Source organism: Stenotrophomonas sp. 71799_Sma (genome assembly GCF_056482505.1).
Window position 1 is genome coordinate 1,535,359 of sequence record NZ_CM151202.1, and the last position, 23,248, is coordinate 1,558,606.

At 67.0% G+C, this 23,248-nt stretch carries 20 protein-coding genes; 7 read left to right on the plus strand and 13 right to left on the minus strand.

Annotation, left to right across the window (positions count from 1 at the left end; genetic code table 11):
- Positions 1-52: 52 nt before the first annotated feature.
- Positions 53-1,141: a phosphate ABC transporter substrate-binding protein PstS gene (pstS, locus tag ACZK4Z_RS07075; RefSeq protein ID WP_111204177.1), complete on the minus strand. Its 1,089-nt coding sequence runs from the start codon at positions 1,139-1,141 to the stop codon at positions 53-55.
- Between the two features lie 409 nt (positions 1,142-1,550).
- The gene (gene pstS / locus ACZK4Z_RS07080; protein WP_049463600.1) at positions 1,551-2,567 is read right to left on the minus strand and encodes a phosphate ABC transporter substrate-binding protein PstS; all 1,017 of its coding nucleotides are present in this window, start codon (positions 2,565-2,567) and stop codon (positions 1,551-1,553) included.
- Positions 2,568-3,114: 547 nt separating this feature from the next.
- Here pstS (ACZK4Z_RS07080) and ACZK4Z_RS07085 point away from each other — a divergent pair.
- Positions 3,115-4,347 (plus strand): porin, encoded by a 1,233-nt coding sequence (locus tag ACZK4Z_RS07085; protein ID WP_004151438.1) that lies wholly within the window; start codon positions 3,115-3,117, stop codon positions 4,345-4,347.
- 78 nt (positions 4,348-4,425) lie between these two features.
- Here ACZK4Z_RS07085 and nth read toward each other — a convergent pair whose 3' ends face one another.
- The 3 genes from nth to ACZK4Z_RS07100 are packed head-to-tail and all read right to left on the minus strand — an operon-like array spanning position 4,426 to position 6,258.
- Positions 4,426-5,118 carry an endonuclease III gene (gene nth, locus ACZK4Z_RS07090; RefSeq protein ID WP_478451255.1) on the minus strand — a complete coding sequence of 231 codons (693 nt, stop codon included), beginning with the start codon at positions 5,116-5,118 and terminating at the stop codon, positions 4,426-4,428.
- Positions 5,118-5,471, minus strand: coding sequence for a hypothetical protein (locus ACZK4Z_RS07095; RefSeq protein ID WP_049399879.1), 354 nt, complete (start codon positions 5,469-5,471; stop codon positions 5,118-5,120). The genes nth and ACZK4Z_RS07095 overlap by 1 nt, the downstream gene beginning before the upstream one ends.
- Positions 5,472-5,475: 4 nt before the next feature.
- Entirely contained in the window at positions 5,476-6,258 is a 783-nt protein-coding gene (locus ACZK4Z_RS07100) for an enoyl-CoA hydratase/isomerase family protein (protein ID WP_032127897.1), read from the minus strand.
- 167 nt (positions 6,259-6,425) lie between these two features.
- Between ACZK4Z_RS07100 and ACZK4Z_RS07105 the strand changes: the two genes are divergently transcribed.
- The 3 genes from ACZK4Z_RS07105 (at position 6,426) to ACZK4Z_RS07115 (ending at position 8,966) form a co-directional block, all read left to right on the plus strand.
- A complete protein-coding gene (locus ACZK4Z_RS07105; RefSeq protein WP_032127896.1) occupies positions 6,426-7,127 on the plus strand; it encodes an FKBP-type peptidyl-prolyl cis-trans isomerase N-terminal domain-containing protein in 702 nt (233 codons plus the stop codon).
- A gap of 136 nt (positions 7,128-7,263) precedes the next feature.
- Complete coding sequence (locus tag ACZK4Z_RS07110; protein WP_125893469.1) at positions 7,264-8,067, plus strand: CoA pyrophosphatase; 804 nt, start codon at positions 7,264-7,266, stop codon at positions 8,065-8,067.
- Entirely contained in the window at positions 8,064-8,966 is a 903-nt protein-coding gene (locus ACZK4Z_RS07115) for a sulfurtransferase (protein ID WP_478451256.1), read from the plus strand. Before ACZK4Z_RS07110 ends, ACZK4Z_RS07115 begins: the two co-directional genes overlap by 4 nt.
- A gap of 350 nt (positions 8,967-9,316) precedes the next feature.
- On the opposite strand, the gene ACZK4Z_RS07120 is transcribed toward ACZK4Z_RS07115, so the two are convergent.
- Positions 9,317-9,883, minus strand: a complete 567-nt coding sequence (locus ACZK4Z_RS07120) for an N-acetylmuramoyl-L-alanine amidase (protein WP_478451257.1) — start codon at positions 9,881-9,883, stop codon at positions 9,317-9,319.
- Between the two features lie 72 nt (positions 9,884-9,955).
- Between ACZK4Z_RS07120 and ACZK4Z_RS07125 the strand changes: the two genes are divergently transcribed.
- Both ACZK4Z_RS07125 and rlmKL read left to right on the plus strand, forming a co-directional pair.
- Complete coding sequence (locus ACZK4Z_RS07125) at positions 9,956-10,483, plus strand: alpha/beta hydrolase (protein ID WP_014036558.1); 528 nt, start codon at positions 9,956-9,958, stop codon at positions 10,481-10,483.
- A 145-nt stretch (positions 10,484-10,628) separates the two neighbouring features.
- The gene (gene rlmKL / locus ACZK4Z_RS07130; RefSeq protein ID WP_478451259.1) at positions 10,629-12,767 is read left to right on the plus strand and encodes a bifunctional 23S rRNA (guanine(2069)-N(7))-methyltransferase RlmK/23S rRNA (guanine(2445)-N(2))-methyltransferase RlmL; all 2,139 of its coding nucleotides are present in this window, start codon (positions 10,629-10,631) and stop codon (positions 12,765-12,767) included.
- A gap of 155 nt (positions 12,768-12,922) precedes the next feature.
- Here rlmKL and ACZK4Z_RS07135 read toward each other — a convergent pair whose 3' ends face one another.
- From ACZK4Z_RS07135 to aptA, 7 genes are all read right to left on the minus strand, one after another.
- Positions 12,923-13,252: a DUF3325 domain-containing protein gene (locus tag ACZK4Z_RS07135; RefSeq protein WP_478451260.1), complete on the minus strand. Its 330-nt coding sequence runs from the start codon at positions 13,250-13,252 to the stop codon at positions 12,923-12,925.
- On the minus strand, positions 13,249-14,886 hold the full coding sequence (locus ACZK4Z_RS07140) for a PepSY-associated TM helix domain-containing protein (RefSeq protein WP_478451262.1): 1,638 nt from the start codon (positions 14,884-14,886) through the stop codon (positions 13,249-13,251). The genes ACZK4Z_RS07135 and ACZK4Z_RS07140 overlap by 4 nt, the downstream gene beginning before the upstream one ends.
- Entirely contained in the window at positions 14,883-15,197 is a 315-nt protein-coding gene (locus tag ACZK4Z_RS07145) for a DUF3649 domain-containing protein (RefSeq protein ID WP_032127889.1), read from the minus strand. The genes ACZK4Z_RS07140 and ACZK4Z_RS07145 overlap by 4 nt, the downstream gene beginning before the upstream one ends.
- Before the next feature lie 107 nt (positions 15,198-15,304).
- A complete protein-coding gene (locus ACZK4Z_RS07150) occupies positions 15,305-17,530 on the minus strand; it encodes a TonB-dependent siderophore receptor (protein WP_478451263.1) in 2,226 nt (741 codons plus the stop codon).
- Between the two features lie 291 nt (positions 17,531-17,821).
- On the minus strand, positions 17,822-19,108 hold the full coding sequence (locus ACZK4Z_RS07155; protein ID WP_071228415.1) for a DUF445 domain-containing protein: 1,287 nt from the start codon (positions 19,106-19,108) through the stop codon (positions 17,822-17,824).
- A gap of 118 nt (positions 19,109-19,226) precedes the next feature.
- Complete coding sequence (locus ACZK4Z_RS07160) at positions 19,227-20,105, minus strand: plasmid replication/partition related protein (RefSeq protein ID WP_032127886.1); 879 nt, start codon at positions 20,103-20,105, stop codon at positions 19,227-19,229.
- 63 nt (positions 20,106-20,168) lie between these two features.
- A complete protein-coding gene (gene aptA, locus ACZK4Z_RS07165; RefSeq protein WP_125893485.1) occupies positions 20,169-21,521 on the minus strand; it encodes an omega-aminotransferase AptA in 1,353 nt (450 codons plus the stop codon).
- Between the two features lie 104 nt (positions 21,522-21,625).
- Between aptA and ACZK4Z_RS07170 the strand changes: the two genes are divergently transcribed.
- Entirely contained in the window at positions 21,626-23,122 is a 1,497-nt protein-coding gene (locus ACZK4Z_RS07170; RefSeq protein WP_293798857.1) for an aldehyde dehydrogenase, read from the plus strand.
- Positions 23,123-23,248 lie beyond the last annotated feature (126 nt).

Consider the following 23,248-nt stretch of genomic DNA (forward strand, 5'->3'; position numbering starts at 1 on the left):
GGCACGGCGTGGAAGAAGCGGTGCCCGCGCGGGGCGGGCACCGTCGTGTCCATCACTTCAGGTCGGTCGCCCAGTAGGCCTCGATCTGCTTGACCAGTTCGGCCGGCAGCGGCACGTAGTGCAGCTCGTTGGCCTGGGCCTGGCCGTTCTCGAAGGCCCACTTGAAGAAGGCCAGGGTGTCCTGGTTGCGCTTGGCATCCTTCGGCTGCTTCTGCATCAGCATGAAGTTGGTGGCGGTGATCGGCCACGCCTGCTCGCCCGGGGCGTTGGTGATGACCAGGTTGAAGTCCTTGGCGCTGGCCCAGTCGGCGCTGGCGGCCGCAGCGGCGAAGGTTTCCGCGCTCGGCTCGACCCAGTTGCCGGCGGCGTTCTGCATGGCGGTGTACGGCATGCCGTTCTGCAGCGCGTAGGCCAGTTCGACGTAGCCGATCGAGCCCTTGATCTGCTTCACGTACGAGGCGACGCCTTCATTGCCCTTTCCACCGACGCCGTCCGGCCACTGCACCGAGGTGCCTTCGCCGACCTTGGTCTTCCACTCCGGGCTGACCTTGGACAGGTAGTTGGAGAAGTTGAAGGTGGTGCCCGAACCGTCCGAACGGTGGACCAGGGTGATCTTGCCGTCCGGCAGCTTCACGCCCGGGTTGGCGGCGACGATGGCCGGGTCGTTCCAGGTCTTGACCTTGCCCAGGAAGATGTCGGCCAGCAGGGCGCCGCTCAGGCGCAGCTTGCCGGTTTCCAGGCCTTCGATGTTGACCACCGGCACCACGCCGCCGATGGCGGACGGGAACTGGGCCAGGCCGGCCTGGGCCAGCTCTTCGCTGCTCAGCGGCTTGTCGGAGGAACCGAAGTCGACGGTGCCGGCCTTGATCTGGGCGATACCGCCACCGGAGCCGATCGACTGGTAGTTGATCTTGGCACCGGTGCTGGCGTTGTAGTCAGCCGACCACTTGGAGACCAGCGGGAAGATGAAGGACGCGCCCGCGCCGGACACTTCGGCGGTCACCTTGGCACCGGCAGCGGCCGGGGCGGCGGCACCGTCGGCAGCCGGCTGCTGCGCGGCCTGCTTGTCGCCACCGCAGGCCGACAGGCCCAGGGCGATGGCCAGGGAAAGGGCGGCAAGGCCGGCCGAGTGCAGTTTCATGGTCACTCCATAGCGGGGAAGAGCCGACGTCGTCGGCGGATGCGGCTATGAAATGATGTTTTTGTTACAGCCGTATTACGACCATGACAGAGGTGTCCTGGATCACGTTCTGACAAGGGTTTCACGGAGTTGGCCACGGTCCGGGAGACCCCCGGAGACCCCGGATCTGCGCACCGGCATGACCGCCGGTTGGCCGTGCAGCGTCGAGCTTGCTCGACTGCCTTTGGCCCTTCGTAGAGTCGAGCTTGCTCGACTGATGTCCGCCGCGAGCAGTCGAGCAAGCTCGACTCTACACGCCCGTGCACCGCAAACGAGAAAGGCGCGAGATCTCGAGGATCTCGCGCCCGGGGTGGGATCGGCGGGGGAGAGAGGACCCGCCGATCCCGTTCCTGCGGGGGAACGCGCTTGCTTACTTCAGGTTCTGCGACCAGTAGGTCTCGATCTGGCGGACCAGGCTGTCCGGCAGCGGCACGTAGTCCAGCTGGCGGGCCTGGGCGTCGCCGCTCTTGTAGACCCAGCGGAAGAACTCCTGGGTGGCCTTGCCGTTGGCAGGGTTCTTCGGCTTCTTGTGCACCAGGATGAAGTTGGTGGCGGTGATCGGCCAGGACTCGGCGCCCGGGGCATTGGTCATCACCAGGTAGAAGTCCTTGGCGCTGGCCCAGTCGGCGCTGGCAGCGGCGGCAGCGAACGACGCGTCGCTCGGCTGCACGAAGCGGCCGGCGGCATTCTTCATCGCGGTGTACGACAGCTTGTTCTGCAGCGCATAGGACAGTTCGACGTAGCCGATGCCGCCCTTGATCTGCTTCACGTAAGCGGCAACGCCTTCGTTGCCCTTGCCGCCGATGCCGGCCGGCCACTGGACCGAGGTCCCTTCACCGACCGAGCTCTTCCACTCCGGGCTGACCTTGGACAGGTAGTTGACGAAGTTGAAGGTGGTGCCCGAGCCATCCGAACGGTGCACGACGGTGATCTTGGCGCTCGGCAGGGTCACGCCCGGGTTCAGTGCGGCGATGGCCGGGTCGTTCCAGGTCTTGATCTTGCCCAGGAAGATGTTGGCCAGCACGGTGCCGTCCAGCTTCAGCGCGCCCGGGGCGATGCCGGCCACGTTCACCACCGGCACCACGCCGCCGATCACCGACGGGAACTGCGCCAGGCCCGCAGCGGCCAGTTCTTCCGGCTTCAGCGGAGCATCGGAGGAGCCGAAATCAACGGTCTTGGCCTTGATCTGGGCGATACCACCGCCGGAACCGATCGACTGGTAGTTGACCTTGTTGCTGGTGGCGGCGTTGTAGTCGGCCGACCACTTCGACATCACCGGGTAGATGAACGAGGCGCCCGCGCCGGTGATTTCAGCGGCGTTGGCGGCGAACACGGACGACGCTGCGAAGACGGCAACGGCAACGCGCGACTTGAAGGCGTGGATCACGGGGTGGCTCCTGGGTTGATTGGGATGCGGGGTTACCCGCCCGGCGCACATTCCATAACGGTTCGATGACAGCGCAGGGACCGTTGTATGACGCAACCGTTACAGCGCTACCCGGCGCCCGCACAGCCAGGGGCGTGAAGGTTCTGAGTGCTGCGGGCAACGTGATGACCATGCGCCGGAGACGGACGTGGCCCGGTTGCGATCACGTTCTATATGTCGCTGATGGACTGCCCGGTGTGGTCGTCAATGCCATCCCGGCCTGGCATTCCGCAGTGATGCCGCGTCATCCACACGAAACCATCAATGCAGGTGAGCGCTGCGCGGCGGTCGGCCCGGGACGCTGATACGTGACGCCATATGCCGCAAGGGATCGACAAGCATGTGGCGGCAAATGAGTCGTACGCATGACCGCACGAAGAAATCTGTGGTTGGTGCTCAGGTTGTCATTCGGCTGTCATGGTTTTAACGGAATGTTCGCAAAACGCTTGACCGGCCCGCCGGCGTGGCGTTCTGCCCAAGCCATTCCAACCCTCTGGAGAAATCCAAAATGCGTTCCCATTTGCTCGCCGCCGCGGTCGTTGCAAGCCTCGGTCTGGTTTCCGCCGACGCCTTCGCAGCTCCCGCCAGCACGGGCGTATCCCAGGCACAGCTGCAGCAGCTGCAGGCGCAGATCGCTGCCCTGCAGGCCCAGGTCCAGCAGTTGCAGAACGATTCGCAGGCGCTGCAGGCACAGTCCGATGCGCAGTCCGAAGTGAACATCACCCAGGCCCAGGCCCTGGAAGGTGCGCAGAAGACCCAGACCAGCGTCGACAAGCTGGCCAAGCTGGTCAATGACAACAAGATCGGCGGTCGCATGTTCTTCGACCTGACCAACATCGACAAGACCAGCAACGGCAAGGACACCGCCGCCAGCGGCACCGGTCTGGACGTCAAGCGCTTCTACCTGACCGTCGACCACAAGTTCAACGACATCTGGTCGGCCAACCTGACCACCGACTTCCAGTACAGCTCGGCCATCGGCAACACCGAACTGTTCGTCAAGAAGGCCTACGTGCAGGGTAGCTTCGACCCGGCCTTCAACCTGCGCGTCGGTGCCGCCGACATGCCGTGGATTCCGTACGTCGAGAAGTTCTACGGCATGCGTTATGTCGAGAACACCCTGACCGACCGCCTGAAGTACGGCAACTCGTCCGACTGGGGCCTGCATGGCTTCGGCAACCTGGGCAACAACTTCAACTACGCGGTCTCGGTCGTGTCCGGCGCCGGTTACAAGAACCCGACCCGCAGCAAGGGCATGGACGTGGAAGGCCGCGCGGCCTATACCCCGAACGAGAACTTCGTGGTTGCCGTCGGTGGCTACAGCGGCAAGCTGGGCAAGGAAACCGACATCCAGAGCGCCGAGAACACCTACACCCGCGCCAACGCGATGGTCGCCTACGCCAGCAGCGACTTCCGCGTCGGTGGCGAGTACTTCCAGGCCAAGAACCTCAACAACGTGATGACCGTTGCCACCGACAAGACCAGCGGCTGGTCGGTCTGGGGCAGCGTGCGTGTCACCGACGGCGGCATCAACGTGTTCGGTCGTTACGATGACACCGACGTCAGCAAGACCCTGGACCCGACCCTGAGTGACAAGTACTGGAACGTCGGTGTCGAGTTCCCGGTCATGAAGAACCTCAAGCTGTCGACCGTGTACAAGTACACGCACCTGGCCAACGCCGGCGACAAGAAGAACGACAAGACCAAGGAATTCGGCGTCTGGGGCGACCTGTCGTTCTGATCACCTGAAGCACGGTTCTGAAAGGGAGACGGCGGGCCTTGTGCCCGCCGTCTTCGTTTCGTCACAACACGATCCGCGTCACGCCTCGGCCGTGGTCTTTTCCTTGAACCGGCACAGGTCGGCGATCACGCAGCCCGGGCAATCCGGCTTGCGCGCCTTGCACACATAACGTCCGTGCAGGATCAGCCAGTGATGCGCGTCGAGCAGGAACTCGGCCGGAATCACCTTCACCAGTTTGTCTTCCACTTCGCGCACGTTCTTGCCCGGGGCCAGGCCGGTACGGTTGGAGACGCGGAAGATATGCGTGTCCACCGCCATCACCGGCTCACCGAACGCAGTGTTGAGCACCACGTTGGCGGTCTTGCGGCCCACGCCCGGCAGCGCTTCCAGTTCATCGCGATCGCGCGGCACTTCACCGCCGTGCTTCTCCAGCAGGATCGCGCAGGTGGCGATCACGTTCTTCGCCTTGGCGTTGAACAGACCGATGGTGGCGATGTACTGCTTCAGCCCGTCCTCGCCAAGCGCGAGGATCTTTGCCGGGGTATTGGCCACCGGGAACAGGCGGCGCGTGGCCTTGTTGACGCCCACGTCGGTGGCCTGCGCCGACAGCGCGACCGCCACCAGCAGTTCGAACGGCGAGCTGTACTCCAGTTGGGTCTTCGGGTGCGGATTGAGTTCGCGCAGGCGGGTGAACATTTCCACCACATCGGCGCGCGGCATGCTGCCACCGCGTCGCGCCGGCGCGCGCGGGGTCTTCTTCGCAGCGGCCATTACTGCTCCTTGCCGGTGGCGCGGGCCTTGGCCCGGGCGAGAATCGCGGCGGCGGCCGGGGGCAGGGCGGGCTTCACGTCCGGCGCCGGGGCTGGCGTGCGTCGCGCATCGCGTTCGGCCTCGCGGCGCGCCAGGCGCACGGCACGGGCACGGTAGCGTTCGCGTGCGGCCCAGGCCGCGTGCAGCTGCTGCTGGGCCTGCTGCAGGCGTCGTGGAAGGTCCGGGTGGCCGGGCAGCAGCTGTTCGTCGCCGGCACGGGCAACGTAGTCCATGAGACCGGCCTGCAGGGCGCCATCGAGATCGTCTGCCTGGACCCGGGCGAACAGCTGCGCGGGGTTGGGTCGGGATGCCATGGCGTCAGCGGTTCTGGAAGGCCGGCGGGCGGCGCTGCAGGAAGGCGCTGGTGCCTTCGCGCATGTCTTCGGTGGCGAACAGCAGGCCGAACTGCGCGCTTTCGTACTCCAGCCCAGCCTCCAGGCTGCATTCGCCACCCACGTGTACCGCGTCGAGCAGGCCACGCAGGGCCAGCGGGGCCGAGCGTGCCAGCTGGCGCGCGATGTCCTGCACGCGGTTGTCCAGCGCATCGGCGGGCACCACCTCGTTGACGATGCCCAGTTCCAGCGCACGCGCGGCGTTGATCGGTGCACCCAGCAGGCACAGCTCCAGGGTGGCGGCGCGGCCGCACAGGCGCAGCAGGCGCTGGCTGCCGCCGAAGCCGGGAATCAGGCCGAGATTGATCTCCGGCTGCCCGACCTTGGCCGTATCGGCAGCGATGCGCAGGTGGCAGGCCATGGCCAGCTCCAGCCCGCCGCCCAGGGCGAAGCCGTTCACGCGTGCGATCACCGGCTTGGGCATGCGCTCGATCTGGCGCATCAGGGCCTGGCCGAGCAGGGAGAAATCACGTCCCTGAACCGCACTGAGTGTGTTCATCTCGGCGATGTCGGCCCCGGCCACGAAAGCCTTCGGACCGGCACCGGTCAGCACCACCACGCGCACGTCCGGGTCGGCGGCGGCGGCGCTGAACGCCTCGGTCAGCGCCTGCAGGGTCGCGGCATTCAAGGCGTTGAGCTTGTCCGGGCGCTGGACGGTCACGGTGCGGATGGCGCCGTCGTCGGCGACAGCGATCAGGGCATCGGCCACGGGGAAACTCCTGAAACGTTAAAAAAAAGTGAGATTGAACTCCGCCAACGCAGACGGGTCTTAGCCTGCATCGTGAGTAGCGGTTACACGTTGTGCCCGTTATCCTAACCCGTCGCCTCAGGGCGGCGCAGAACGTCCCTGAGTTACCACCCCTGGAGAACTGTTTGATGAAGTTGCGTTCTATCGCGGTCGCCGTCGCGGCCCTGGCCCTGACGGGCAATGCCTTCGCCCAGGACGTCTCGTCCGAAAAGGGCAAGCTGAGCTACTACTTCGGTTACGACTACGGCAACAACCTGGCGGAGCTGACTGGTCGTGGTGAGCAGCTGGACATCAACTCGGTGGTGAAGGGTCTGCAGGACGCCTACGCCAAGAAGCAGCCGGCGATCACCGCCGACCAGCTGAAGCCGGCCGTTGAAGCGTTCCAGAAGCGCGAGCAGGGCCGTGCCCAGGCTGCCAAGGCCGAGTACGAAAAGGCTGCTGCCGAAAACAAGACCAAGAGCGATCAGTTCATCGCGGCGAACAAGGCCAAGGCCGGCGTGCAGTCCCTGCCGAGCGGCGTCCAGTACCGCGTGATTGAAGCCGGCAAGGGCGCCAAGCCGACCCAGGCCAGCACCGTGCAGCTGGAAGTGGCCGGTCCGTTCCCGTACGGCCAGCGCCCGACTGAAGCCCGCCCGGCCCAGCAGATTCCGTCGATCAAGGTCAGCGAAGTCGAAATGAAGGCCATGCGCGAGACCCTGCTGCAGATGCCGGCTGGCTCGAAGTGGGAAGTCACCCTGCCGCCGGACCAGGCCTACGGTGCCGACCCGCGCACCCCGTTCCCGCCGAACGTGGCTGTGCAGTTCGAGATCAAGCTGGTCAGCGTCAAGTAAATCGAAGCGGTAAACGAAACGCGCCGGTGATCCCACCGGCGCGTTTTTGTTTGCGCGGAGCGCGACGCTGCCGTGCACTGCATATTGACCCCGCGCAAATTCAGCCCGATCGCGCTACTGTTGTCGGGTGCAAACAATGGAAAAAACGGCGCGTGTTGTCGCAAGTCCCTGCATCGGAGTGTGCACGCTGGATCCGCACCGGCAATGCACCGGCTGCGGGCGGCATATCGATGAGATCGCGCGGTGGTCGTCGATGAGCAACGAGGAACGCAGCCGCATCCTGCATCGCGTGCAACCTCTGCGTGAACAGCTGCAGCAATCACTGCGCGGCTCGCTGGCTGATCACGAGCGCCTGATGCGCGCGCTGCATCCACTGGCCGAGCCGCCGGCCGGCGACGGCTGGAACCGCAGCGAACTGAGTGACCTGCTGCCGCCGGGGCCACCCGTGGAAGCTGCCGTACTGGCCGGCATCGTGCCACGCGCCAACGGCGCACAGGTCATCCTCACCCGTCGCACCGAAACCCTGCGCCAGCATGGTGGCCAGGTCGGCTTCCCCGGTGGCCGCACCGAACCCGATGACCGCGATGCGTTGGCCGCTGCACTGCGCGAGAGCCAGGAGGAAATCGCATTGGCGCCCGGCCAGGTGCAGGCGCTGGGCTATCTCGATCCCTTCGTGACGATCACCGGCTACCGGGTCACGCCGGTGGTGGCCGTGGTCGATCCGGACTTCGTGCCGGTGCCGCAGCCCAGCGAAGTGGCCGAAGTGTTCGAAGTGCCGCTGGCCTACCTGATGGCCGCAGACAATCTGCGCCAGGTCGAAATCAATCACCGCGGCCGCATCCGCCACGTCCTCGAGTACGGCTGGCCCGGCCAGCGTATATGGGGCGCAACCGCCGCCATTCTCTACAACCTGCGTCGCCGACTGGAGCAAGTGCAATGAAGCCGATCGATCCGCCGTGGACCACCCTGGTCGATGTCACCACCCTGGCCGCAGTGTTGGGCGAAGGTGTGCGTGTGGTCGACGCACGTGCCACCGCCAGTACCGCCGTACGCGTGGTCGATGCACGTTCCTCGCTGGCCGATCCGCAGGCGGGTAACGGCCAGTATCTGGCGGGGCATGTTCCGGGCGCGGTGTATGCCGACCTCAATCGGGACCTGTCGGATCTGACCCGCAGCGGCCACGGCCGTCACCCGCTGCCGGACAGCGATGCCTTCGCCGCGAAACTGGGCCAGTGGGGCATCGGTCCCGACACCCAGGTGGTGGTCTACGACGGCAGCGATGGCAGCATGGCCGCCTCGCGCCTGTGGTGGCTGCTGCGCCTGATCGGGCACAGCAAGGTGGCCGTGCTTGATGGTGGTATCGCCGCATGGCAGGGCGCAGGGCATCCCTTGGCGACGGGGCAGGATGAGGTGACCGCGCTGCCGGTTTACCCGGGCCGTTTCGACACCACCCAGATCGCCAATGCCGAGGAAATCAGCGCACGCCTGAAGCACGCGCCGGGCTGGTTGGTCGACGCACGCGCAGGTGAGCGCTTCCGCGGCGAAGTGGAGCCGCTGGACCCAGTCGCCGGCCACGTGCCCGGCGCGGTCAACCGTCCGTTTGCGTTGAACGTCGCCGACGGCCGCCTGCGTGATGCACAGGAACTGCGCGCCGAACTGCAGGGCGTGATCGGCAACCGTGATCCGCAGCAGGTGGTGCTGATGTGCGGCTCCGGCGTCACCGCCTGCCACCTGTTGCTGGCGATGGAAGCGGCCGGTCTGTCCGGCGCACGCATCTACGCCGATTCCTGGAGCGGCTGGGTCAGCGACAGCACCCGCCCGGTTGCGACCGGCGCCTGAGGCGCGCGGGGTCGGATCCGTTTTCCAACGGAAAACGGCTCTGACCCCCCTCGTGCCCGATTCGCACGCAAAGAGCAGTCGAGCGTGGCTCGACTCTACAAAGGCACCCTCCGATCGATTCGATCCCGTGCCGACCAACGGTCGGCACCCACCAACAGCAGCCGGAATCTGTCGAAGGCGGGGTGGGTCCGGTTGCGGGGGCGTGAGCCGCATGGATGCGGCGACCGAGCTTACATGGACGTACTTGCAGCGTCCCCCGCAACCGGACCCACCCCGCCTCCCCTCAGGAAGTCAGCCTCTGCTGTTGCTCTGGCTTCGGCTTCTGCAGGTGCAGGGCGCAGCCCTGCTGCTTACTCCAACCCCTGCAACGGCACCTTCGCCAGCACCCGCGCCCACGGGAACAACGGCCCCGGATCACGCTTGCGTGCCACCATCAGCGCCGGGTCATCGCTGGCCGGCATCTGCTCCAGGTCCAGCTGGTCATGCCCGGCAATCCGCCGCAGCGACGGATAGTGCGCCACCAGCGCCTGCAGCAGGCCTTCCAGCGCCTGCAGCTGTGCCTCGGTGTAGGGCTCGTCCATCGCCTGCTGGCGGCTGTCGAACCAGTGCGGGTAGCGCCCGGTGTTGACCAGCTCGATGCCCAGCGTATGCGCGTTCATGCCGCGCACGTGATGCGCCACGCGCTCCGGCGCCACGTACTGCACCACGCTGCCGTCGCGGTCGATGTAGAAGTGGCCGCTGTTGCCGGCGCCGCTGTCATACAGCACGCGCTCGCCGTACTCACGGGCCATCGCCAGGTCGGGCAGCTCGGTGCAGTGGATCACCACCATCTCCAGCGTGGCCGGGTCGCGCAGTGGCAGACGGTCTTCGTAGGGCAGGGGCTGCAGTTGCAGGCCGGGCAGGAGCGGGTTGGGCATCCGGCGATGCTAGCATTGCGGCATGAACCTGCCTTCCCTTTCCTCGTTGGCCCGCGCCCACGGAGCACGCGCATGAGCCGCGGCCACTGCATCCTGTCCCATGGCTTCGAGAGCGGCCCGGAGGCGACCAAGGTCACCGCGCTGGCCGACGTGGCGCAGCGCCTGGGCTGGACTCATGAGCGCCCGGACTATACAGACCTGGACGCGATGAGCGAGGTCAGCCGCGTAGGTGACGTGCCGACCCGCCTGCGCCGCCTGGTTGAACGCACCGCCATCGCCGCCCGGCAGGGTCCGGTGGTGCTGGCCGGTTCCAGCCTGGGCGCCTACATCTCCGCCATCGCCTCGTTGCAGGTCCCGGTCGCCGGCCTGTTCCTGATGGTGCCGCCGACCACGATGGGCCCGATGCCGGCGCTGGACGCCGCCGCCGTGCCGACCACCGTGGTCCAGGCCTGGCATGACGACGTGGTGCCGGCCGCTGGAGTGATCGCCTGGGCCCAGGCGCGCTCCGCGCAGCTGCTGCTGGTCGACGACGGCCACCGCCTGGAGCACCACGTGGAGGCCTCCGCGCAGGCCTTCGAGCGCCTGCTGCGGCAACTGTGAAGCCCGGGCGCACGGCGCGCCCGCCCGCATTGACTACAATGGCAGCCCCGCCGCCCCCGGCGCGGGCTTGCCGGCCGTGCCTACGGCCCTCCTTTCCGACTGGCCCGGCCCCAGTGCCGCGCCCGACCACCTGCGAACCGATCCTGTGAAATTCTTCGTCTCCTGCGCCAAGGGCCTGGAATACCTGCTTGCCGATGAACTGTCGGCCCTGGGCCTTGGCAAGGCCACTGCCACCATTGCCGGCGTCAACGCCGAGGGCGAACTGGAGCAGGCGCTGCGGATCGTGATGTGGTCGCGCCTGGCCAGCCGCGTGCTGTGGCCGATCGACGAGTTCGAGTGCCCGGACGAGCAGGCCCTGTATGACGGCGTGCGTGCGCTGCCGTGGCACGAGCACCTCAAGCCGGAGATGACCCTGGCGGTGGACGCGCACGTGTCGGGCGACAAGATCACCCATGCCCGCTTTGCCGCGCAGCGGATCAAGGACGCCATCGTCGACCGCATGCGTGATGAAGGCCTGGAGCGCCCGTCGGTCAACACCGACCTGCCGGATGTGCGCGTCAACCTGTCACTGCGCAAAGGCCGTGCCTCGCTGTCGATCGACCTCGGCGGCGGCCCGTTGCATCGCCGTGGCTGGCGCGGCGCCGCTCACGAGGCACCGCTGAAGGAAAATCTGGCCGCCGCGCTGCTGCTGCGCGCGCAGTGGCCGCGGCTGCACGCCGCCGGTGGCGGCCTGCTGGACCCGATGTGCGGCAGCGGCACGCTGCTGATCGAAGGCGCGCTGATGGCCGCCGACGTTGCTCCCGGCCTGATGCGCCACGGCAGCCTGCCGCCGAGCCGCTGGCTGGGCTTCGACAAGGCCGCCTGGAAGAGCATCCAGAGCGAGGCGCGTGACCGCGAAGCGGCTGGCCTGGCCGCGCTGAAGCCGGTCATCCACGGCAGCGACATCGACCCGACCGCGATCCAGGCGGCACGCGAGAATGCCGAGGTGGCCGGTGTCGCCCACGCGATCCGCTTCACCCGCGCCGACGTCGCCGACCTGGCCGCACCGGAGCAGGAGATCGGTGCGGTGGTCTGCAACCCGCCGTATGACGAACGCCTGGCCGCCGACCCGGCGCTGTACCGCGCACTCGGCAATGCCCTGCAGAAAGCGGTGCCGCAGTGGCGCGCCAGCCTGCTGTGCGGCAACGACGAACTGGCCTTTGCCACCGGCCTGCGTGCGGGCAAGAAGTACCAGATGTTCAACGGTGCGCTGGAATGCGCGCTGATCGTCTGCGACCCGATCGCCGTGCCGGGCCGTGACCCGGCGCAGCCGCGCGAACTCAGCGAAGGTGCGCAGATGGTGGCCAACCGCCTGCGCAAGAACCTGAAGAAGTTCAAGAGCTGGCGTGCCCGCGAGGACATCACCTGCTTCCGCGCCTACGATGCCGATCTGCCGGAGTACGCGGCGGCCATCGATGTCTACGAGGAAGACGGTGGCAAGCGCCGCACCTTCCTGCATGTGCAGGAATACGCCGCACCGGCGGCGATTCCGGAGAACGACGTGCGCCGCCGCCGCAACGAGCTGCTGGCGGCCGCGCGCGAAGTATTCGGCGTGCCGCCGGAGCAGGTCTCGATGAAGTCGCGCGAGCGCGGCAAGGGCGGCAGCAAGTACGGCCGTTTCGAGCAGCGTGACGAATTCATCGTGGTGCGCGAGAACAACGCGCTGCTGCAGGTGAATCTGTTCGACTACCTGGACACCGGCCTGTTCCTCGACCACCGCCCGCTGCGCCGGATGATGGCCGAACAGGCGCGTGGCAAGCGTTTCCTCAACCTGTTCTGCTACACCGGCGTGGCCAGCGTGCAGGCGGCGGTGGCCGGTGCCGCCAGCACTACCAGCGTCGACCTGTCGGCCACTTACCTGCAGTGGTGCTACGACAACCTGGCGTTGAACGGGCAGGGCGGCAACCAGCACCTGCTGGTGCAGGCCGATGCGATGGCGTGGTTGGAAGGCGACCGTGGCCAGTACGACGTGATCTTCTGCGATCCGCCGACGTTCTCCAACTCCGCACGCGCCGATGACTTCGACGTGCAGCGCGAGCAGTTGAAGCTGCTGCGCGCGGCGGTTGCGCGGCTGGCACCGGGCGGCGTGCTGTACTTCTCCAACAACTTCCGCCGCTTCAAGCTGGAAGAGAACGCCATCGCCGAATTTGCCCAGTGCCGCGAGATCACCGCACGCACCATCGGCCCGGATTTCGAGCGCAACGCGCGCATCCACCGCGCGTGGGAACTGAAGCGGTTGGGGTAAGTCCGGTAATGCCGGCCGCTGGCCGGCAACGGTGTCAGATCCGCAGAGGGTTCATGGGATGCCGGCCAGCGGCCGGCACTCCCCATCTCTGGCCGGTACATCCATGCCATGCGTGGAGGATTGTTCAGTAGATCTACGCCATGCGTGGATGGCGGTTACAGCAACGCCACCAGCAGCCCGGCCACGGGCAGCGCGATCGCCAGCGGCGCGATCCATTTCGGCCGGTACGGGTACAACCCGAACGACAGCACCACGCCGCCCACGGTCATCACGCCCAGCCACAGCACCGGGCCCATCGCCCAGCCGTGGTCGACCACGCACAGTGCAAACGCTACCGTCAGCAGCACCCAACCCAGCACCCGCCACTGCGTGCGCTGTGCCGGGGTGGCTGCAGCCTTGCCGTGCAGGTCGTGCTGGTGCTTCTCCATCGCCAGCGACAGCGCGGTGAACGCAGAGAACGACAGGGTCAACGCGAGCAGCATCATGCGCTGGCCTCCGCTTCGGCGGTTTCTGCAGCGTCCACCGGGGCCTTGGGCGCCGCCGCCGCCGCTGCACGCTTCTTCTTCTCGGCCGCGCTCAGCGGTGGTGTCCAGCGCTGCATGCGCCAGCCGCACAGCGCCAGCATCGCGCCGAACGCGATCATCGACAGATCAAAGCCAGCCAGCACCCAGTCCCCGTTGCGCAGGGTGTTGCCCAGATGCGCATGCGTGGTCAGCGCATTGACCACCGGCACCAGCGCGAACGCGGCTGCGCCCAGGTACAGCTGCCAGGCCCACATCATCCGCTTCGGCCAGATGAAGGCGGCCAGCAGTGCCGCGCCCCAGGCGTAGAAGAACATGTTGGCCTCGGCGCTGGAGCGCTCGGCGATGTCCAGCGGCAGCAGGCGGTTGCCCCAGAAGTACGCTGCAAAGGCGATCGGCAGGCCGGCCACGGTACCGATGTTCAACGCATCGACCAGGCGCAGGCCGAAGCCTGTGCGGCCACTCTTGGCGTGCTTGGGCCGTTCCTTCACCGCCCACAGCACCACGCCGCTGGCCACCATCAGGCAGCCGACCAGTCCGGACAGGAAGAACAGTGCACGCAGGCCCCAGTCGGCGAAGCGCGCCAGGTGCAGGCCGTACAGCACGCCGCGGGTGGCGGTGGCGCCACCGGAAGGCGGTGTTTCTTCCAGCAGCGTGCCGTTGACCATGTCGTAGCGCACGGCCGGGGTGTCGGTGGACAGGCGCTTGCCGTCACGCTGGCGGATGTCGATCACTGCATTGGCCGCGCCAGGGTTGGACACGGTGAAGCCGGCCACTTCCACGCCGTGCCAATGCGCTCGCGCGCTGTCCAGCAGCTGCGCGATCGGCAGCGGCGTGGCGCGGCCTTCGGCCGGCGCGGTCACCTCCGGCATGCCGCCGAATGCTTCGCTGAAGAACTTGTCCTCGTCCTGAGGGTAAGCCACCTTCACGCCCCACGGCAGGTACATGATCATCAGGGTGACGATGCCGGTGTAAGTGATCATCGCGTGGTAGGGCAGGGCCATCACCGCGCTGACGTTGTGGAAATCGAGCCAGGAACGCAGGCCCTTGTCCTTGCGGAAGGTGAAGAAGTCCTTGAAGATTTTCTTGTGGGTGATGACGCCGGTGATGATTGCCACCAGCATGAACATCGCGCAGAAGCCGACCAGATAGCGCGCCCACAGCACCGGGATGTAGTGCAGGTCGAAATGCAGGCGGTAGAAGAAATCACCGCCGCGGGTCTCGCGGGCCTTCAGTGCCTGCCCGGTGTTCGGGTCCAGTGTTGCGTCGCCGAAGCCCCCTCGACGGCCACGGCTGGGGTCGACCAGCTCCGGCGGCAGCCGCCAGAACATCTGCATGGCGGGGTTGCGCGGTTGTGGCAGGGTGACGAACCAGTTCTCGGCCTGCGCGGCGTTGGCCTGCAGGTAGTCCACGGCACGCTGCGCGGCCACATCGATGCTGACGTTGCTGGAGGGCAGTTCCGGGCGCATCCAGCGGCTGATTTCCTCGCGGTAGTAGCTGGCCGTGCCGGCCATGAAAATCAGCAACAGCAGCCAGCCGACCAGCAGGCCGGTCCAGGTGTGCAGCCAGGCCATCGACTGGCGGAATCCGTTCTTCATGCCCAGGCCCCCAGCATGCGCGCGATGACTGCCATCAGCAGGGTGGGGGCGAGGATGCCGACCCACGCACGCAGCGCACTGCGCGTGGCGAACGCCCACAGCGCCGCGCAGGCGGCCACCAGAATGGCCAGCAGCATGCCGGTCAGCACGGTCTGGCCTCGAGCGCCGGGCAGCGCCACCGCGCAGAACACGCTGGTCACGGAAGCCAGCGCGTAGCCGCCGAAGATCGCCGCCAGCGAGCGTGACAGCACGCCCCAGCGCGGGTTGGAGAAGAAGGTGCGGGGGCTGGCGGTTGCGGGCGAGCGGTCCACGGCGTTCCTGCAGGTTTCAGTGAAAAGGAACCGGCGCACCGCAGCGCGCCGGGGTTGGCCATCCGTGGCCGGGCACCGGTCGCAGAACCGGTGCCATCCATCGAGGGTCAGAGCTTCCAGCGCAGTGTCATCGTCACATTGCGCGGTTCGCCCCAGAACACGCCGTCATAGAAACCGACGCGGTTGTAATACTTCTTGTCGAGCAGGTTGTTCACGTTTACCTGCGCGGTGAAGTTCTCGTTGAAGCGATAGCCCGCCGACAGGTTGAGCAGGTAGATGTCGCCCTGTTCGATTGCCACGCGGTCGCGCTTGCCGCTGGTCAGGAAATCCGCACGCGGCTTGTTGCTCAGGCTCCAGATACCGCTCTGCCAGGTGGCGCCACCGCCCAGCCAGAAACGGCCTTCAGCGCCGCCCGGTCGCCAGCTGGCGTTGAGGCGGAACAGATCGACCGGGATGACGGTGTTCTGGCGCACGCCCTGCGCATTGCGGCTGACGGTGTGGGTGAAGCCGGCCGCCAGGTTCCAGTTCTCACCAAGGCTGCCTTGTGCTTCGATCTCCCAGCCCTTGACCTTGTTGCCCTTGCCGGTGGAGCGGTAGGCACTGACCCCACCCGGCAGCGAGTTTTCCGGCACCGAGTCGTCGAGCTCGGCAACGTTGTCCTTCTGGCCCTTGAACACGGCCGCGGAAGCATTCAGCAGACCGTCGAAGAACTCGGCCTTGACGCCGGCCTCCCACATGTCACCGACCACCGGTTCGAGGTAGTTGTTGTCCCGGTCACGGTAGTTCTGCGGCTGGAAAATGTCGGTGTAGCTGACGTAGCCGCTGAAGTAGCGGTTGAAGTCGTAGATGAAGCCGGCATACGGAGTGAGCGAGTCGTCCGGCTTGTAGCCGCCACGACGCGTATCGGTCAGGCGACCGGCGGCGTCATGGGTGTAGTTCCAGGTGCGCGTTTCCCAGCTGCCGTAGCGCGCGCCGAGCACCGCGGTCAACGGATCGGCCAGCTGCAGGCGCGTCGCCAGATAGGCCGCGCGCTGGCGCAGTTCGTCTTCAGAAGCCAGATAGCCCAGGCGGGTGACCTGCAGCGGCGCGACGTCGCCGTTCCAGCGATGCCAATCCGGTACACGGGTGTAGCTGTCCGGGTAGGCAGCAGTGTCGGTGGCAGGCACGTCACCCTTGCGCACGGATTGGCCGAAACCGAGCACCAGCTCGTGTTCCCGGCCGAACAGCCGGAACGGACCGCCAACGTTGAAGTCGAACACCTGCATGTCGCCGTTCTCGCCGAAGCTGCCGACGAAGGCGCTGATGCCGCTGCCATCGGCATTCGGGTAGCCGGAGGCCCCGTACCACACCGCACCGTCGGTTTCGCGCTTGGAGCGGGTATAGGCGGCCTTGGCGGTCCAGCCGTTGCCCAACTGCTGCTCAAGGCGTGCGAATGCGCTCTTTTCGATGATCGGCCAACTGCTCCAGCGGGCGGACAGGTTGGTCGAGCGCGGCAGTTTGGCGGGCTGGCCATCGGACCCCCAGTACGGCACCACGCCCCAGGTCACGCCTGTAGTGCGCGGCGACTGGTATTCGTAGCCGGCCTCGAGCAGGGTCGTGTCGGTGATGTCGGCCTGGACGATGCCGTAGAACACGTCCTTGTCCAGTTTGTAGACATCGCGGAACGAGTCACTCTGTTGTTTGGCCGCCACCACGCGCGCGCGGATGCGGCCGTCGAGCGCAACCGGGCCACCGAGATCGGCCTCCAGGCGCTGGTTGCCCCAACGCCCGAGGGTCAGGTTGGCGCTCATCTGGAAGCTGTCGGTAGGACGCTTGCGCACGAAGTTGATGGTGCCCGAGGGATCGCCGGCACCGGTGGTCAGGCCGGTTGCGCCGCGTACCACTTCGATGCGGTCATAGATCACGCTGTCGGTGTTGGTCTTGATGTACCCACCGAAGGTGTTGAGCATCCCATCGACCTGGAAATTGGTGATGTTGTAGCCGCGCGAGACGTAGTTGATGCGCTCGCTGTCGGTGACCGATACCGCCACGCCGGTGACCTGGCCCATCACATCGGACAGCGAGAACAAGCCCATGTCATCCAGGCGCTGGCGGGTGACCACGGTCATCGACTGCGGTGTCTGGCGCAGCGACAGGCCGAGCTTGGTGGCCGTGCTGGCACGCTTGACCGTATAGCTGTCGACGATATCGCCGTCAGCGGTGACCTGGACCGTATCCAGCGTGCGCGCGGAAGGATCGGCAGTGCCGTCGGCGTGGGCCAGCGGGGCGATCATCAGTGCGGTCACGGCCAGGGCCAGCAGAGTGGGACGAGGGGGGTTCAGCGGCATTGCCATCGGTGCGATTCCATGCAGGACGAAACAAGCGATGGAATGCGCAGACGCAGCAGCCATGCGCTTCGCGCACGTCGCCCAGCGAGTCCCATCGACGGTGCGCCACCCGCTTGGTGCGGGCGACCCGGTAGTCGGGGGATGTACACGGGCGAAGGGGCGGGTGGGTGCGTGCTTCCGTGCCCCGCTTGGCTAAGCGTACAACCGATCGGCAAATGATAGGCATTCGCATTTCGTTAATCAAGCGTGACGAATTCCGTCTCCACGCAGGGCATGGATCGACTGCCGGATGGGGTCCTAGAACCTGAACACCACCGTCGCGGCGTGCAGCAGCAGGCCGATCAGTCCACCCACCAGGGTGCCGTTGAAGCGGATGAACTGCAGGTCGCGGCCCACGCTCAGTTCCAGTTGCTCGACCAGATGCCGTTCGTCCCAGCTCTTCACGGTCTGCGCGATATGCGTGGTCACGCCTTCGCGCAGGCGGCCGGTGAGGCGCTGGGCGCCCTCCAGAAGATGCTGGTTCAGCGCGTCGCGCAGGGCCGGGTCGGCCTGCAGGCTGCTGCCCAGTGACGCGAGGCTGCGCTGCAGGTGCCCGACTAGCGCCGAATCCTCACGCTGCAGGTCGGCACGCAGGCTGGCATGGATGCGCGCCCACAGCCCCTGCACGTACTCCTGCAGGGCGGGGTGATCGATCATTTCCTGTTTGAGCTGTTCGATGCGCTCGGCCAGGGCCGGGTCCTCGCGCAGGCGCTGCACGTAGTTCTGCAGCCAGCTCTCGTAGTCCTGGCGCAGCGGATGCTGCGGCTCGGCCAGCACCTGCTGCAGTTCTTCCAGCACCGCCCGCGCCAGTCGCTCGGCCAGGCTGTCGCCGATCTCGTCGATCGGCTTGACCCAGTTCACCGTGCTCGACAGCGTCGGCCACTCGCGCTGGATGTAACGCACGATCAGCTGCGAGGCGCGCTCCTTCACTTCCGGCTGCTCCAGCCAGCGCCCCAAGCGCTGCAGGCCCTCGTCCAGCACGCGCTGGTGGCGCCCATCGGCGGTCAGCAGGGCCAGCAGCTCACCGGCGGTGGCGGCGGCATTCCACTGCCGCAGTTGCTGCACCACGAAGGCGTGCAGCTGCCGGCGCACCGCGGTTTCGTCGAAGAAGTCCAGTGCCTGCAAGGCCCAGCCGCGGGCCATGTCGGCCAGCATCCGTGAGCGTGCAGGGTCGGCCAGCCAACTGCCGAGACGGCTGGCCGGGTCGAATACCTGCAGCTTTGCCAAGAGGACCTGTGGTTCAAGGAACTGGTCGCGCACGAACAGGGCCAGGCTGTCGCCGATGCGTTCCTTGCTGCGTGGGATGATTGCCGTATGCGGGATCGGCAGGCCCATCGGCCGCCGGAACAGCGCGACGACCGCGAACCAGTCGGCCAGTGCGCCGACGGCCGCTGCTTCGCAGAAGGCCGAGACCCAGGCCCAGATGCCGCGCTCGCCCTGCCAGTGGCTGACCGCGAAACCGGCCAGCATCAACAGCAGCAGTCCCAGCGCTAGGGCTTTCAGGCGCCGCAGCTGTGCGCGGCGCGGATCGTTGGCAGACGTCATGCCGGAAGTCTAACCGGCACGGCATGAGCATCTGGTAGTGCCGGCCGCTGGCCGGCATCCGCAACGCACCCGGAACGTTCATGGGGTTGCCGGCCCGCGGCCGGCACTACCCGTTGGTTCAGAGCGCTTCGAGCTGCTTGCGCAACGCAGCCAGCTGCGCGCGCAGGGTGTCGTTCTCGCGGGTCAGCGCGACCACGCGGCGGCGCAGCGCCGGGGCATCCTCGCCCAGCTGCTCCAGTGCCGACAGCACCTCGGCGTCGCGGCTGGCGATCTGCTCTTCGTCCGCTTCCTCGAAGTCCATCTCGGCTGCTTCCGGCTTCGGTGCACGCGGCTTGCGCTTGGACTCGCGCACGCGCTTGGCGGCCTGCTTCAGCTCATCCTTGCCACCGGCGGCAGCGGCGCGCTGCTCGTCTTCCGGCAGGTCGGCCACGGCAGCAGCAGCGCTGATCGAGATCACGCCGGCCTTCACCGCTTCCACCACCTCGGCCGCGGCCTGGGCGTGGATGCGTTCGATCATGCCGACCTGGCTGGTGCTCAGCTTGGCCTCGCGGGCCAGCTCGGCGCGGCTGATCTTCGGTGCCGGTTCCCACGGCGGGCTGTCCTCACCCGCGTCCTCGATGGCTTCGGCGGTGCCGTCGCTCTCGCGCTGCAGCTGCGCCTGCTCGATCTGCTTGCGGGCGGCCAGGATGTCGCGCTTGCGCAGCGCCAGCACGCCGCGCTGGAAGTCGGACACGCTGCGGCGGCCCAGGTGCTGCTCGATCATCCACAGGTGCACGTCTTCCATGCTCTGGAAGCGGGTGTTCTGCACGGTATTGAAGGGCAGGCCATGCTTCTGGCAGATGCCGAAACGGTTGTGGCCATCGACCAGCACATCACCCCACAGCACCAGCGCATCGCGGCAGCCTTCGGCCAGGATGCTGCGCTCCAGCGCGTCATGTTCGTCCGCGGTCAGCGGGTCGATGTAGGCCTTGAGTTCTTCTTTGACGACGATATCCATGGGCACGGCAGCGAGCAGGAGCGGAACCGCCCATTGTACCCGCTCGCCACCGCCGGCCCGGGCTCAGGCGGTGGCCCTGATCATCTCGCCCAGGGTGCCGGTGATCTGGTCGATCTGTGCCTTGTCCACGATCAGAGGTGGCGACAGCGCGATGATGTCGCCGGTACAGCGCACCAGCAGCCGGCCGTCCTGGAAGCAGCGCCGGAACACCTCGTAGCCACGGCTGCCGGGGGCATCGCGGCGCGGCGCCAGCTCGACCGCGCCGACCAGCCCGAAGTTGCGGATGTCGATCACGTTGGGCAGGCCCTGCAGCGCGTGCAGCCGTTCCTGCCAATATTCGCCCAGTTCGATGGCACGCTCGAACAGGCGCTCCTCGGCATAGACCTCCAGCGTGGCCAGCGCTGCGGCGCAGGCCAGCGGATGGCCGGAATGGGTATAGCCATGGAACAGCTCGATGGCCTGCGGCGGTGCCTGCATCAGGGTTGCATGCACGGCGTCGCTGGCCAGCACGCCACCCAGCGGTACCGCGCCGTTGCTGACCGCCTTGGCGAAGGTCAGCAGGTCCGGGGTGACCCCGAAGCGCTGCGCGGCGAAGGGCATGCCGACCCGGCCGAAACCGGTGATGACCTCGTCGAACACCAGCAGGATGCCGTGGTGGTCGCACAGCTCGCGCAGGCGCTGGAGGTAGCCGGGCGCGGGCAGGATCACCCCGGCCGAACCGGCAATGGGCTCGACGAACACCGCCGCGATGGTCGAGGCATCGTGCAGCGCGATCAGCCGTTCCAGGTCGTCGGCCAGCTCCGCGCCCTGGCGTGGCAGGCCCTTGCTGAACGCATTGCGCGGCAGGTCCAGGGTATGCCGCAGGTAGTCCACGCCGCCCAGCTGCAGGCCGAACGCCCTGCGGTTGTTGGGCAGCCCACCCAGCGCCATGCCGCCGAAACCGACCCCGTGGTAAGCCTTCTCGCGGCTGATGAAGCGGGTGCGCTGGCCCTCGCCACGCTGGCGGTGATAGGCCAGCGCGATCTTCATCGCGGTATCCACCGCCTCGGAGCCGGAGCTGGTGAAGAACACATGGTTGAGCGGGGCAGGCGCCAGTGCGGCCAGCCGCTGCGCCAGCGCGAAGGCCGGCGGCGAGCCCATCTGGAAGGCCGGCGAGTAGTCGAGGGTACGTGCCTGCTCGACGATGGCGTCGACGATGCGTGGGCGGGCGTGGCCGGCGTTGCAGCACCACAGGCCGGCAGTGCCGTCGAGGATCTGGCGGCCGTCGACGTCCTCGTAGTGCATGCCTTCGGCGCGTACCAGCATGCGCGGCGCGGCCTTGTACTGGCGGTTGGCGGTGAACGGCATCCAGTACGCGTCCAGTGACTCGGGGCGCTGGGTGGCCAGGTCGTGCAGGTCGCTTTCGGGACGCTTCATGCCAGCTCCATCGGGTCCGATGCGACGAATGTAGCGCAGCCGCGTCACGGTGGAGTCGCGGCGGTCCCGGTATAACCAAAGCTCGTTGACCGCTGGAGCTTCCCATGGCCGATTTCCCCAACCGCAGCCACTGGCAGGCGCTGTCCCTTCAGCTCTCGATGCCGGGCCAGGCCTTCATCGATGGCCGATATGTCGATGCCGCCAGCGGCGCCCGCTTCGACTGCATCAGCCCGATCGATGGTCGCGTGCTGGGCGCGGTTGCCGACTGCGACGCGCAGGATGTCGAACGCGCGGTACTGGCCGCGCGGCGCAGCTTCGAGGCGGGCCACTGGTCGCAGGCGAGCCCGGCGCATCGCAAGCGCGTGTTGCTGGCGCTGGCCGCGCTGGTGGAAGCGCACGTCGATGAACTGGCGCTGCTGGAAACCCTGGACATGGGCAAGCCGGTTCGTGACGCACGCCGTATCGACCTGCCCGGTGTGGTGCGGTGCCTGACCTGGACCGCCGAAGCGGTGGACAAGCTGTATGGCGAGATCGCGCCGACTGGCCCGCACGAACTCGGACTGGTCACCCGCGAAGCCGCTGGCGTGGTGGCGGCCATCGTGCCGTGGAATTTCCCGTTGCTGATGGCCTGTTGGAAGATCGCACCGGCGCTGGCGATGGGCAACTCGGTGGTGCTCAAGCCTTCGGAGCGGTCGCCGCTGAGTGCGCTGCGGCTGGCGGCGCTGGCCGCCGAGGCGGGCCTGCCGGAGGGCGTGCTGAACGTGCTGCCGGGCCATGGCGCGCGCGTTGGCGAACCGCTGGCCCTGCACATGGACGTGGATGTGTTGGCGTTCACCGGTTCCACTGCCACCGGCGCGAAGTTGCTTGAGTATTCCGGGCGATCCAACCTCAAGCGGGTCTGGCTGGAATGCGGCGGCAAGAGCCCGCACGTGGTGTTCGCCGACGCTCCCGATCTGGACGCGGCGGCCAAGGCCGTGGCGCAGGGCATCTTCTTCAACCAGGGCGAAGTCTGTACCGCCGGGTCGCGCTTGCTGGTGCAGCGCTCGATCCGTGAGGATTTCGTGCACCAGGTGGTTGCTTATGGCCAGCACATGCAGCCGCAGCATCCGCTGGACGCCGACGCGCCGATGGGCGCGCTGGTGGACGCCGCGCATCTGGACAAGGTGATGCGGGATATCGCACGCGCCGAAGCTGAAGGTGCCCGCCTGCTGCTGGGGGGGCATCGTGCCGAGGTGGAGGCGGGTGGCAGCTATGTGCAGCCCACGGTGTTCGACCAGGTGCGCCCGGAGCAGGCCTTGGCACGCGAGGAAGTGTTCGGGCCGGTGCTGGCGGTGCTTGGCTTTGACGACGAGGCCGAAGCGGTGCGCCTGGCCAACGACAGCCGCTACGGACTGGCCGCCGGTCTCTGGACACGCGATCTGGGCCGCGCGCATCGGGTTGCGCGCCAGCTGCGCGCCGGCAGCGTATGGGTGAACGGCTGGGATGGCGGCGACATGACCGCACCGTTTGGTGGTTACAAGCAGTCCGGCAACGGCCGGGACAAATCGCTGCACGCCTTCGATAAGTACAGCGAGATCAAGGCCACCTGGATCCAGTTGTAACGACGTGGCTGCTTGACCGCTGTTCGCTCTTTGTAGAGTCGAGCCTTGCTCGACTACTTTTCGTTCTTCGGTAGAGCCGAGCCATGCTCGGCTGCTTCTCGCGAAGAGCAGTCGAGCATGGCTCGA